Origin of the sequence: Thermoplasma sp. (genome assembly GCF_023256435.1) — an archaeon.
Classification (GTDB): domain Archaea; phylum Thermoplasmatota; class Thermoplasmata; order Thermoplasmatales; family Thermoplasmataceae; genus Thermoplasma.
Genome location: NZ_JAGDXM010000036.1, coordinates 1 through 12,793, shown reverse-complemented (window position 1 = coordinate 12,793; position 12,793 = coordinate 1). Strand labels below are relative to the sequence as shown.

The 12,793-nt window shown below is 44.9% G+C and carries 13 protein-coding genes and 1 riboswitch; of the genes, 4 read left to right on the top strand and 9 right to left on the bottom strand.

Annotated features, from left to right (window positions below):
* Positions 1-25 precede the first annotated feature (25 nt).
* From rpsJ to Q0C15_RS04610, 4 genes are all read right to left on the bottom strand, one after another.
* A complete protein-coding gene (rpsJ, locus tag Q0C15_RS04625) occupies positions 26-340 on the bottom strand; it encodes a 30S ribosomal protein S10 (RefSeq protein ID WP_010900872.1) in 315 nt (104 codons plus the stop codon).
* 4 nt (positions 341-344) lie between these two features.
* A complete protein-coding gene (gene tuf / locus Q0C15_RS04620; protein WP_297216830.1) occupies positions 345-1,619 on the bottom strand; it encodes a translation elongation factor EF-1 subunit alpha in 1,275 nt (424 codons plus the stop codon).
* Between the two features lie 245 nt (positions 1,620-1,864).
* Positions 1,865-2,056 (bottom strand): hypothetical protein, encoded by a 192-nt coding sequence (locus Q0C15_RS04615; protein ID WP_297216827.1) that lies wholly within the window; start codon positions 2,054-2,056, stop codon positions 1,865-1,867.
* On the bottom strand, positions 2,035-2,325 hold the full coding sequence (locus Q0C15_RS04610; RefSeq protein WP_297216823.1) for a hypothetical protein: 291 nt from the start codon (positions 2,323-2,325) through the stop codon (positions 2,035-2,037). The genes Q0C15_RS04615 and Q0C15_RS04610 overlap by 22 nt, the downstream gene beginning before the upstream one ends.
* Positions 2,326-2,578: 253 nt before the next feature.
* Here Q0C15_RS04610 and moaA point away from each other — a divergent pair, with 253 nt between their 5' ends.
* From moaA to Q0C15_RS04595, 3 genes are all read left to right on the top strand, one after another.
* A complete protein-coding gene (moaA, locus tag Q0C15_RS04605) occupies positions 2,579-3,553 on the top strand; it encodes a GTP 3',8-cyclase MoaA (RefSeq protein ID WP_297216820.1) in 975 nt (324 codons plus the stop codon).
* A gap of 106 nt (positions 3,554-3,659) precedes the next feature.
* A riboswitch (TPP riboswitch) is annotated at positions 3,660-3,766 on the top strand.
* Complete coding sequence (locus tag Q0C15_RS04600) at positions 3,754-4,977, top strand: MFS transporter (protein WP_297216817.1); 1,224 nt, start codon at positions 3,754-3,756, stop codon at positions 4,975-4,977. (Overlaps the previous riboswitch by 13 nt.)
* Positions 4,978-5,126: 149 nt before the next feature.
* Positions 5,127-6,581, top strand: coding sequence for a 4-hydroxyphenylacetate 3-hydroxylase N-terminal domain-containing protein (locus tag Q0C15_RS04595; protein WP_367181983.1), 1,455 nt, complete (start codon positions 5,127-5,129; stop codon positions 6,579-6,581).
* 86 nt (positions 6,582-6,667) lie between these two features.
* Here Q0C15_RS04595 and Q0C15_RS04590 read toward each other — a convergent pair whose 3' ends face one another.
* Positions 6,668-7,426 carry an SDR family oxidoreductase gene (locus Q0C15_RS04590; RefSeq protein ID WP_297216812.1) on the bottom strand — a complete coding sequence of 253 codons (759 nt, stop codon included), beginning with the start codon at positions 7,424-7,426 and terminating at the stop codon, positions 6,668-6,670.
* 126 nt (positions 7,427-7,552) lie between these two features.
* Between Q0C15_RS04590 and Q0C15_RS04585 the strand changes: the two genes are divergently transcribed.
* Positions 7,553-8,326 (top strand): enoyl-CoA hydratase-related protein, encoded by a 774-nt coding sequence (locus tag Q0C15_RS04585; protein ID WP_297216810.1) that lies wholly within the window; start codon positions 7,553-7,555, stop codon positions 8,324-8,326.
* A 140-nt stretch (positions 8,327-8,466) separates the two neighbouring features.
* Here the strand turns inward: Q0C15_RS04585 and Q0C15_RS04580 are convergent, their stop codons facing one another.
* From Q0C15_RS04580 to Q0C15_RS04565, 4 genes are all read right to left on the bottom strand, one after another.
* On the bottom strand, positions 8,467-10,005 hold the full coding sequence (locus Q0C15_RS04580; RefSeq protein ID WP_297216807.1) for an aldehyde dehydrogenase family protein: 1,539 nt from the start codon (positions 10,003-10,005) through the stop codon (positions 8,467-8,469).
* A gap of 59 nt (positions 10,006-10,064) precedes the next feature.
* Positions 10,065-10,241 (bottom strand): hypothetical protein, encoded by a 177-nt coding sequence (locus Q0C15_RS04575; RefSeq protein WP_297216805.1) that lies wholly within the window; start codon positions 10,239-10,241, stop codon positions 10,065-10,067.
* A gap of 4 nt (positions 10,242-10,245) precedes the next feature.
* Positions 10,246-11,409: an ArsA family ATPase gene (locus tag Q0C15_RS04570; protein ID WP_297216803.1), complete on the bottom strand. Its 1,164-nt coding sequence runs from the start codon at positions 11,407-11,409 to the stop codon at positions 10,246-10,248.
* Positions 11,410-11,520: 111 nt separating this feature from the next.
* Positions 11,521-12,501 carry a polyprenyl synthetase family protein gene (locus tag Q0C15_RS04565; protein WP_110640409.1) on the bottom strand — a complete coding sequence of 327 codons (981 nt, stop codon included), beginning with the start codon at positions 12,499-12,501 and terminating at the stop codon, positions 11,521-11,523.
* Positions 12,502-12,793 lie beyond the last annotated feature (292 nt).

Sequence of the window (12,793 nt, the reverse complement as noted above, 5' to 3'; positions counted from 1 at the left end):
ATTTAATTTATTAAAAATTAAAAAATTAACTTTTGATCTGAATTTCAATCTGTACTCCATCAGGAATTGGGATCCTCATAAGCTGACGGAGTGTCCTCTCGTCAGCGTCAACATCTATCAGCCTCTTATGAATTCTCATCTCCCAGTGATCCCATGTGTTCGTACCTTCACCGTCAGGGCTCTTCCTGACGGGAACCACGAGCCTCTTGGTTGGCAGTGGCATTGGGCCGTGTATCTCCACGCCGGTCCTGCTTGCTATCTCCTTGATCTCATTGCATACTCTGTCAACCACCCTATGTTCAGTGCCACTCAGTGAGATCCTTGCCTTATAGGAGACCATAGAATTACCTCTTTTCCAGATCTATGCACTGACCAGCTGCCACGGTTTGTCCCATGTCACGAACGGCAAACCTGCCAAGCTGGGGTATTTCTGAAACTTTTTCAATGACGAGTGGCTTGTCCGGTATTACCTTCACTATGGCTACATCTCCATTCTTGATGAAGTCTGGCTTCTCCTTGAGGGTTGTACCATCCTTAGGATTCAGAGTTTTAACAATCTCATCTATCCTGCAGGCAACCTGTGCGGTGTGAACGTGGAAGACAGGCTTGTAACCTGGAGCTATGACACTTGGATGGTTCAGTACTATTATCTGAGCCGTGAATGCCTTAACGACTGTTGGCGGTGAATCTAGATGCCCGCATACGTCTCCCCTCTTGATGTCGTTCTTCGCAATACCTCTCACGTTGAAACCTATATTGTCTCCTGGCTCAGCCTGCTGCAGAGCCTCATGATGCATCTCTATGGATTTGACATCTCCCTGCTTATCTGCAGGCAGGAATATGACCTTGTCGCCGGGCTTCAAAACGCCGGTTTCCACTCTACCGACAGGCACTGTACCTATACCGGTAATTGAATACACATCCTCAACTGGAATCCTGAGAGGCTTATTTATCGGCTTCTCAGGTACTTTGAATGCATCCAGTGCCTGGAGAAGCGTTGGGCCTTTATACCATGGCATGTTCGGGCTGGGCTTCGTAACGTTATCGCCCTTGTAACCGCTTATGGGCACGAATGAAATATCCTTGAAACCTATGGATCTGAGCAACTTTTCAGCGTCGGCCTTTACCTCATTGTATCTCTTCTCGCTGTACGGTGGGCTTGTGGCATCCATCTTGTTTATGGCTACAACCATCTGCGGAACACCAAGTGTCCTTGCCAGGAATGCGTGTTCCCTGGTCTGCTCCATCACACCTTCTCCTTCTCTGGCTGATATGACGAGAATTGCAGCATCCGCCTGACTTGTACCTGTGATCATGTTTTTGACGAAGTCTCTGTGTCCAGGAGCATCGATCAGCGTAAAGTAGTATTTGTCTGTCTCGAACTTCCTGTGCGCAAGATCGATAGTAACTCCTCTCTCCCTCTCTTCCTTGAATCTGTCCATGACCCAAGCAAATTCAAAGGTTGCCTTACCCTTCTGCTCGGCTTCCTTTCTATACTCTTCTATAATATGTGCCGGAATCTCGCCGTGCTCGTATAGTAGCCGTCCTACCAATGTAGATTTTCCATGATCTACATGACCTATCGTTATCAGATTTAGGTGTGGTTTCTGACTTGCCATTATTTTCACCTTTTTTTATCAATACTCGAGAATTACCAATATCTCGCAGTTTGAACCCTAATATATTGATCCTTATTTAGCTTTTTCGTGGGCTTACATCTATGACCGCAGACAACGATACAAATTCGCTTCGGAATCGAATTGGTGATCATCAGAAGGCAATATTACGAAAGAAGATACTTGCAAATCTAAGCCACGGCTCTTCACTGGGTGATCCACTCCTCATCTGAATCTTCGAATTTTTTTCAATAAGAAGATATCTGCTTCTGACATGCTCTCCTCGCTGAAGCTTCGGAGGTTCTACTTTTGCTTCCCGTTACTCCATCATCCCTCACGGTCTGGGAGCGTTTTGCAGATCCTCCATCCTTGAGTTTCATGGTCGTTCCTGTCCTGAACGCTGCCCCTTTGAGTGGTATCAGTGCTTCGCTTGCATGCATCCCTGTCTGCATGCAATTTGGATGTGCTTTTTGCCCACAATGCTTGGGAAAGATTGTGGAGGCATTCCAAACCAGTACTCTACTGGTTTTTGTATGGAAGTATCCTGCATGCCTTCTTCGAAGGACTTATCCACAGGACTCTCCATGCATACTATTAGCCCTGCATTTATGTACTTTTCCCAATTCATCTCCTCACTGAAGGTCGGAGCTTTCTTGCTAATTTTCCCGTAATGGTATATTCCGTATAGTCCATACATCGCTATATTCACAGATGTAAATTCGGATCGCACAGATATCATTCACGAATTATCCCACTTGACTTTCGTGGGGTATAAATCCATCCATTGTGACAGACCAGTATATTTTCCTGTTGAGGTCTGAGTTTTATCATTTCCCTCAAACTTCCAATTTCGCTTATAACCGTGCCGAATTTCAAGTCATGTGAACTTCAGATACAAGATCCAAATTTGTCGTCTTCGATTCAGGATAAGGTTATTAACGTTAAATCACTCTATATTTCAAATGCCATTATTTGACAGATACGGAAGACCGGTGTTGAGTCTCAGAATCCAGCTTAACACTACGTGCAATTTCAAATGTTTCTTCTGTCATATGGAGGGTACTGATATCAACGGTGAGGAACTTACACCGGATGAGATCGAAAGAATAGTGAAGATATCGCATGATTTCGGAGTGAACAAGATCAAGATAACGGGAGGAGAACCAACTCTCAGGCCAGATATTGTTGAGATAATAGAGAGGATCAGAAGACACATTACTGGTAACATATCTATGACAACCAACGGCACAATGCTTCCAAAGATTGCGAAGGATCTCAAGGCAGCTGGCCTCGATAGGGTCAATATATCATTGCATTCGCCGGATGATGAAAGGTTTCATTTCATAACTGGAACATGGATGCTGAAGCGCGTTATGGAAGCTGTGAGGTCAGCCAACGATGCAAAACTTACTCCCGTGAAGATCAATTTTGTGGTTCTAAAGGATCTCAACGTGAAGGATATACCAAGAATGCTGGAAATCGCTGCGGAAAACAACGCGATACTGCAACTCATAGAATATGAGACCGATAGAGAGGGGGAATATTCCGAAGAATACAGAAAATATCACGTTAGCCTCAACCCAATAGAGGAGGAGATAAGGAAAAGATCAATAGATGTGGAATACAACGATCTGCACAACAGACCGAGGTATCTGATCAGAAGCAATGCGGGGCTTGTGAAGGTTGAATTTGTAAAACCTCAGCGGAATCCTGATTTCTGCGCTCACTGCACACGGCTCAGAATCACTTCTCGCGGTGAATTCAAAACATGTCTTATGAGATCCGATACGAACATTCCATTCAAGGGTATAACTGACGAAAACGTCCTTAAGGATCTCTTTAGGAAAGCCGTAGCGCTCCGGGAGCCATACTGGAAACCCGGGGATGAACAACGGATTGAGGAGAGCGACAGCGGTGAGATATTAGATCTGAAATAGGTCTTCTTTATCATATACATCATCTTCATTGAAAATGCCTGAAGCATGAACTATTTCACAGGCATGGCGAAAGCAACATAACATTATAATATCGCATTAAAATTAAGCATAAGAATGGGGGAGCTCCGTGAAGGGCTGAGAGGATCCAGAAGGATCGACCCCTTGAACCTGATCCGGGTAATACCGGCGGAGGGAAAGTTATGGAAAAAGATGTAGAATTTTCAACCTATAATGATGTTAAGAATTTCTTGGACAGTGCACGATGGAACAGAACGCATACTATAATGGCCCTGACAATGATATCCGGTTTCTTCGTCTGGGGTTTACTTTTGGTCACGGCCCCGCTAGTCACTCAATGGCCATTTATAAGCCCATCCAATGATATCTATGTATTGGTGTCGTCCCCAGCTGGACTCCTTGCCGGGAATCTCATACTTGGATACCTCTCGGATAAGATTGGCAGGAAGAAACTCTTCATCACCACCATAACCTCAGGAATCGCCGGAATAATAGGCATAATATTATCTACAAATTTCATCGAAATACTAGCATCCATATTCCTAGCGGAATTCGGGTTTGGCGGTGAAGAAACAGTATCTCTTGCATTCTTAGCAGAACAGTTCCCCATCAGATACAGAGGTAAGGTTCTTGTCCTGGTTTCCAACAGCGCAAATGCAGGAGTTGCAGCTATTTCTGCTGTATTTATCGTAGCTGGCTACAGTATATTCACAGAGAAGATGATCTTTCTGGCGATGAGTTTATCAGGCGTGATCATAGCCATAGTGACTCGCCTGAAACTGCCAGAGAGCCTGAGATGGTCCTTTGTCTCCTCGCATTATGCTGAGCTCACAGATCAGAGGTTTGGTTCACCCGTCCCCATCATGGTTCTAATGCTTTTCGCCATAACAATAGTACTGACATTCGCGCTTGTGGCTGATATTCTTGGTCCATATGAATATCCAAAATATACCTCCCTCATACCTTTCATATATGGACTTGGTGAGGCCGTTTTCGGCTATGCCATTCTTGTTTTTGTAGACAGGATAGGCAGAAGGATGCTTTCGGTCATGGCATACGCTGGAGGGACGGTTTCCATGGCGGTATTTTTGCTTTACATTTACTTTAGGCTACCGTTTGATGTCTTTGTGATCCTCCTCGTGGTGAACGCGTTCTTCGGAGAGCTTGGTTGGGCGGTCAGGGAGATCCTGCAACCTGAACTCTTTGTTACGAGATACCGCGGTCTTGGGATAGCAACCGTTAGGGGTGTGGCTTACTCTCTCTACATAATCTCGATATTCGCACTTTCCGGTATATCCGTTTACAACTATATGATCTTTGCCACCGCCGCATGGTCTGTTGGACTTATCGGATCCATCGTATGGTATTCCAAAGGATATGAAACGCTTAACAGAAGCATATCATGATCGGTGATGTCCGTATTATAGCCATGGAAATGCGAATAAATTATGTCACGGTGAAATTCTGGCAGCATAAAGATACAATATTTCTTCAGATAATGCGGACAAGAAGGTTTAAGCCTTATCCTAACATGATAATATGATACATTATGTCTATATACGACGTCGATCGTTATCTTAAAAGCCTCGATGATGGGAGGGTCGTCTACTATAAGGGAATGAGCGTTAGGAACGTTGCAGATCATCCTCAACTGGGAACTGCTGTAAAGCACGCCTCACTTATCTACAAATGGCAACACGATGAGAAATACAGGGATATGCTGGTATATCAGGATCCGGAGTATGGAGAGATAAGCAGTTTCTATAAGATTCCGAGGAAAACTGAGGATCTACTTGACAGATTCAATCTGATATACAAAACGACAAGGATGGGCAGAGGTACATTCAATATAATTCAGGCAATAGGATCAGACGCAATTTTCGCGCTTTTGATAACGGCAAAAGAGATCGATTCCCGGCTAGGAACAACCTATTTTAATCGGATTGAAAAATTTTATAGGTATGTAGCAGAAAATGATCTGGCACTCGCCGTGGCCCAGACAGATATGAAGGGGGATCGCTCATTAAGACCAAGTGAACAGTCTGATCCCGATATGTATGTGCATATTGTAAAGCGCAGCAATGATGGCATAGTTGTGAGAGGTGCAAAGGCACATACAACGCAGGGGCCTGTGGCCAATGAGATCATAGTTATCCCGACCAGGGCAATGACCAAGGATGATGCGGACTATGCTGTGGCTTTTGCGGTACCAGCAAATGCCAAAGGACTCAAAATGATATCAAAACCGGAGAAGGCTGTAGAATCTGCCAACGATGATCCATGGTTCATTATGGGAAGGGAGAATGTTGAGACCGAATCCATCACGATCTTTGACGACGTCTTTGTACCATGGGATAGGGTATTTCTGGCAGGGGAATGGCAGTATGCGGGCCTCTTGGCTGTAATGTTTCCCACATTTCACAGATTCACCGCCATAGCCTACAGAACGGGGATGGCTGACCTGCTAGTTGGGCTTGGAAAATTGCTGGCTGAATTCAATGGTGTGGACGACAAATCGCATATCAGGAGGGATGTCGTTGAAATTATAAAGTATAAAGAGCTGCTTAGAAGCACAGGTTATCTGGCTGCATATGAATCAAAGGCAGATCCTGCAACTGGAATCCAGATACCCGATAAGGTGATTACGAATGTTGGAAAACTTGTGGCGAACGAGAATTATATGGATGTCATAAAGCACCTTGTGGATGTAGCCGGTGGCCTGGCTGCCACGCTTCCATCCTCGAAAGACTTTGAAAATCCTGATGAGATGAAATATCTCAGCAAATACATGATGGGCAAAAAGGGGACGGATGCCGTCACGAGATCGAGGATCATCTCTCTGACAAAGGAGATCATCTCATCCTTCGGAGCACTCTTCTCCACGGCCATGATCCACGCGGAGGGATCAATAGAGGCCAGCATCCTTGAACTTTATAGATCCTACATCTACGACGGAAGCAAAGATCTGGCGCTCTATGCATCCGGACTTAAGGAAAAACTAGATAGGTGATCGGCATTCCTGGAAATATACATTCCAGCCGGATGCCCGTTGATGACTTCACACCATATATTTCATCTCACATTTTGATAAAAATTCTACATGAATAGATCCCCGATCAGCGACTGACCGGAGTCAATGACCAGAGTCTGGCCAGTTATATTTGGAGATTCCAAAAGAAAACCTATTGCACCTGCGATCTCCTCAGGATATATTATGCTGCTAGTTAGCGTGTGCTTTGATGCGTATTCTTCCTCTGTCATGTGCAGATAATCTAAGAGGCTCTCGCCCATCTTTGTCTTTACGATCGACGGGGCCAGTGCATTGACCCTTATACGTCTTGACCTCAACTCAAGGGCAAGATACTCGGTGAGCTTCATTATGGCTGCCTTAAGGCTTCCGTACAGCGACAGATACATCATTGGTCTAATGCCTGCAAACGATGCCATCATTATTATCGAGCTGCCTTCTGGCATTATCTCCGAGAACTCCTGAGTGCAGTAGACTGCAGAGAGGTAATTTGAAGAGATCATCTTTTCTATGAGCCTGTCATCGCATTCCAGAAATGGCATACCTATGCCCAACCCAGCATTATTGATCAGTATGTCGCATCTTCCGTATTGCCTGCGAGTTTGATCCGCAAGCAACTTTGCTCCAGACCGGCTCGATACATCGGCCTGAACCATCATACCATCGCTGTATTTCTTCACCTCTGCAAGCGTTTCGTTGCCTTCCTCAATTCTCTTCTTCACGTTTACTACAACTGTTGCCCCATGCCTAGCCAGATATACTGCAATCTCTCTCCCTATGCCCCTTCCTGAACCAGTTACAACGGCCACTTTCCCCTTCAAATCCATGAATAACGCATCATACCAATTATAGTTAATTTTTTCATGTTCGTTTAATGATACAAATTCTCCATTGAAGAATTCATATCCTTAGGTTCTTCTATATCTTAATATGAAGTGTGCTATCATTCATGCATGCAATATCGATACATCAACACAGAACGAGATAATTCTGTAACTATTATAACCATAAATAGACCAGAAAGAATGAACGCACTAAACGCCGAAACAAGATCAGAACTGATAAACGCTATCGACCGCGCAGATCAAGATGAATCCGTGAGGGTCGTGATAATAACAGGTTCCGGCAATTCATTTTCGGCCGGTGCAGATCTGAACGATGCTCCAGATGAGATAACGCAGAAAATTCTGAGATCCGATCTAAAGGATTCTTTCCACATTATAGCCAGAAAGATCAGAAACAGCAGAAAGATATTCATAAGTGCAATCGATGGTATTACTGCCGGTGCTGGCATAAGTCTGGCGTTCATATGCGATCTTGTATATGCATCGCCAAGAAGCCGGTTCATCCTCGCTTTTCAGGGTATTGGACTTGCTCCAGATACTGGATTGAGTTATATAATCACAAGACGTTCGGGAGGCCGCTTCAGCAGACATCTGCTCCTAGGAGGCGAATTTTCGGCGGAGTGTGCTGAAAAAGCCGGATTGCTGGAGTTGGCAGAGGATCCATTATCTGAGGCAAGGAATACGGCGAATATCATATCCCATGGTCCTTTTGCTGCCTATTCGACCGGGAAGATCCTCATAAACAGATCGCTTTACTTTGACTTCGAAGAATTCCTGGAGCTCGAGGCGGAGGAACAGTCAAAGCTTGCCTCAACGCATGACTTCGTAGAGGGCGTTGCCGCATTCAGAGATAAAAGGAGACCGGTGTTCATGGGAAAATGATGCATTTCATATCAGCAGGGTAAAGCCCGCATGATCTATGAAAAATTTTAAACGGCTCTATTATGTGGATCGCTTCATAAAACAATAAAATGAGGGGCATGCGATGTTCGCATGCCAATGGAAGGACAGATGCGGTGGCCTTAGAACTCGAAGACCACATCCTGCGCCAGAGGAAGCGTCTGGCCCCAGTTCTTCGTAACGGTCTGCCTCCTCATATAGTACTTCCAGGCATCGCTTCCGCTCTCCCTTCCTCCTCCGGTATCCTTCTCTCCTCCAAAGGCACCGCCTATCTCGGCACCAGCGGTGCTTGTGTTGACGTTCGCAAGCCCACAATCCGATCCATATGGAGACAGGAAGGCCTCTTCCTCCCGTAGATCAGTCGTGAATATGGATGACGACAGACCCTGTGGAACCGAGTTGTGAATCTCAAGAGCCTCCTCTATGGTGCGGTACTTCATCACATAGAGAATTGGTGCAAACGTCTCCTCCTTGACGATTGGCATATCTGGTTTTGCCTCTATTATTGTTGGCATGACGTAATGGCCGCCCTCGTAGCCTTTCAGATTGATCCTTTTACCACCATATACGAGCCTCCCACCCTGTTTTATAGCTGCGTCAATTGCATTTTCGTAATCGCGCACCGCATCCTCATCGATGAGTGGGCCAACCAGCACGCCCTTATCTCTGGGGTCCCCGACCTTTATGGTTGAATATGCGTTCTTTAGTTTCTCCAGGAATTCGTCGTATATCTTCTCATGCACAATTACGCGCCTGGTGGTGGTGCAGCGCTGCCCGGCAGTGGCCAGTGCACCGAAAACCACACCTCTAAGCGCCAGATCTATATCCGCCTTATCGGAAACTATTGCACCATTGTTTCCTCCCAGCTCAAGTATGCTCTTCCCAAGTCTCTTTGCAACGTTTTCTGAGATCTTCTTTCCAACCGGCACAGATCCTGTGAATGAAACGAGAGGTATCCTTGGATCGTTCGTTATCCAGTCTCCACCCTCGGAACCCGAGCTTACAAGCAGGAAGAATATGTTGGGCGCATTGTTCCTCTTCAAAACCCTTTCGATCACCTTCATGACGGCTACAGCTGTTAGCGCCGCCTTAGAGGATGGCTTCCAGATCACAACATCTCCATCGACTGCTGCAATGAATGCATTCCATGACCATACCGATGCTGGGAAATTGAATGAAGTTATGACTGCAATAGGACCAAGCGGTACCCACTGCTCGTACATCCTGTGATATGGACGCTCGCTGGCAATGGTGAGACCGTAAAGCTGCCTTGAGAGGCCCAGCGCAAGATCCGATATATCTATCATTTCCTGTATCTCTCCTTCTCCCTCGGATGGTGTCTTGCCGGCCTCTATCGTCACGATCTTTCCAAGGTTCTTCTTTTCCTTTCTTAGCTCCTCGCCTATCTCTCTTATTATTAGTCCCCGCTTTGGTGCCGGGATCATTCTCCATTTCTTGAACTCCTCTATGGCCTTTGAGACCATTCTGTCATAATCCTGCCTGGTGGCCAGCGATATCTTGGCGATTTCGCTTCCGTCAATCGGGCTCCGCACTGTCAACATCTTGCCAGATGGATTGGCCCAGGCCCCATCATATACTCCAGAATTTACCTCACTGATCCCTATCTTTGAAAACAGATCTTCCTCTATAAGCGCCTTCATATCGATAGTAGTGAAAAAATGTATATTAATTTTCAGCGTTATTCACAATTGAATACTGGCTATTTTATCTCAATCTTTCTGAATTTATCTTTTTCGCTCTCGCGCTTTTGAGCGGTTTCTTTCCTGATCTCCTTCTGAAATTCCTGGAAATTTTTGGGGAGCGTGGCAAGGTAGAATAGGCGTTCCAGCCTTTCGTAGGTTTTTTTCGATACCTTTATAGTTATCTCTATGTCCATCTGATCACTCAAGTATTACATTCAAATATCCATTTGAATATTCCGCCGATACAGGCCTCTTATCGGAGATAGATTCTGGGAGATAGAATACCCTCTTCCAGTTCGCTATCTCTATTGTTAGCTCCCCTCCGTGGTTGAACAAGTTGAGCTTTTCCTTTTCAGCAAATGGCATCTTTATCTTGAGCAGGTATCTGTCCCCATTCTTTGTGTATTTTATAGGCGTGCCCTTGTAGAAAACCTTATATGGATCTTCGTCACCATATATGAGCTTTCCAAGCTCAACCAGCTTCTTTATCCCTATAGGTTCCTCCTGCAACAACCTAGCCTTGAATATTTTGATGTCCACAAACGAATTTTCCATCTCAGTTATTATATCCTTCTGACTTCCTCTCATCTTTTCGAAGAAATCTCCAGTTTCATCGCTGAGTATCTTGTTAATTATCACCGCGTCAACTGGGTATCCATATAGCAGAAGATAGGTATAGGCACGCTTTGTTTCGCTGTAAGACATGTTATCCGGATTGGTCACAAGGCGAATGGACGTAACGTCGTTGTTCGTCAGTATTTTCCTTATGTCAGTGAGCTGCCTGTAGAGCAGATCTATGTTTTCAAAGACCGCATCCTCAGGCAGTGGTATATCGACAAAGGGCTTCAATAAAGGACGTGCTACCCTCGCAGTTTTTCTGCTTATGGGGAAAAGCTTGTCCATGTACCATGTCATCACCTCAGGGAATGATAGCAACTGCAGGGCAGCACCTGTGGGCGCGCTGTCCATTATTATCGTATCATATTCCTCATCGTAATAATAGTTTCTCAGATACAAAAGCTCAGAGGCCTCTTCAAAACCTGGAAGCGTGGCTATCTCATCTGCCGAAACCGGATCTAGACCCTGCGAGAGGAACAGCGATCTCAGATAATCCTTCAGCTCACCCCAGTGTTCGTTTATGGACTGGACAACACTCACTTCCTGGCCATACAGATTTTCTCCAAGCTGCTTCACACTATGACCTATCTCCATACCGAAAGCGTCACCAAGGCTGTGAGCCGGATCTGTCGAAATGATCAGCGTCTTGTGTCCCTTTGAGGACAGCAATGCACCAGTTGCTGCTGCTATGGACGTCTTTCCAACTCCACCTTTTCCTGTATATAACAGTATTCTTGGTCTCATATCACTACCTCATTTTTCATACATATATCCAAACCATTTCTGAAGAGGGGAAAACACCCGAAATTTCGCATGGACAATCATGCCTTATTGAATATGATCCAAATTTTTCCGTCATCTGTAGATCTCTATTCTATCTATGACCATCAGGGCAAGTTCCATCAACAGGTCTATGTCCGGCGATCTTGTCACACCTTTCAGATATTCCATTGCGGTTGTTATGAAGCGCTTAGCTATGCCAAACGAATAATCCAGTGATCCGCTTCTCAGAAATATTTTCTTGAGCAGATCCTTATCTATCTCTATGCTGCCATTGATCATTCCTATGATCTTCTCCCTGTCAGCCTGTTCAGAATTATGCAACGCATAGATTATAGGAAGCGTGAGCGCATCATGCTTTATATCTACGAATGTTGGTTTCCCTGTATACTTATCATCTCCAGTTATATCCAGAATGTCGTCTGTCACCTGGAATGCCATGCCGAGATTGAATGCAAAGCCAGAAAGCATATTTCTTGTGTTTAGATCGGCATTTGCAGCTATCGTAGCTCCCTTGGCGCAGGCTTCAAAAAAGTGAGCTGTCTTATTCTCTATTATCTTGTAATAGGTCTCCTCTTTAATATTGAGATTTCCAAGGTTGAATGCTTCCAGAATCTGGCCCTCGGCCAGTCTGCTGGATGCATCTGCCATAACCTTAGATACAACTGGACCGTATCTGGATCCGAGTTCATAGGCCTTGGCAAACAGATAATCGGCTACCACTATTGCATTGTTTATTCCTTCCTTATAACTCAATGTTGGTCTTCCCCTTCTCATGGGCGAGTTATCTATTATATCATCATGTATCAAGCTGGCAGTATGAATGAGTTCATATCCCGCTGCCAGATCCAGAATCTTAAAATAAGGCTCATCGGTGCTGGATTCGTAGGCAAGTATTGTAAGCAATGGCCGAAAACGTTTTCCCCCGGCTTCAATGGTATATCTAGCCATTCTGTCTAAATCAGGCTCCTCACTTCTAACCGTATCAAGGAGTTTCTCGTTAACCTCCTCCACCTTACTGTGAAGCTCCAATTCCCAATCCAAGAAGCTCTTCATGAACTCAGTTCTATCCCTTTATTATATTAAAAGGTATAACCGTTTCTGAAATATAACCTAAGTCGTCAGCCTAGGGGGCTATCACAGTCAAAAAATTGGCAGCTGAAGATGCAGATGCCCTGATTGAAGTTGCGAAAGAATCGTTGGATGGAGATACTGGAATATTTATGATGAGGAATAGATCGAAAAATGGATAAACAAAAAATATTCTAGAAAAAGAATTGTGAGCTACCCCTCAGCTAAAGCATCGGATCTTCCTTTCATCGAAGAGACATCTGCCTTTCCGGACATC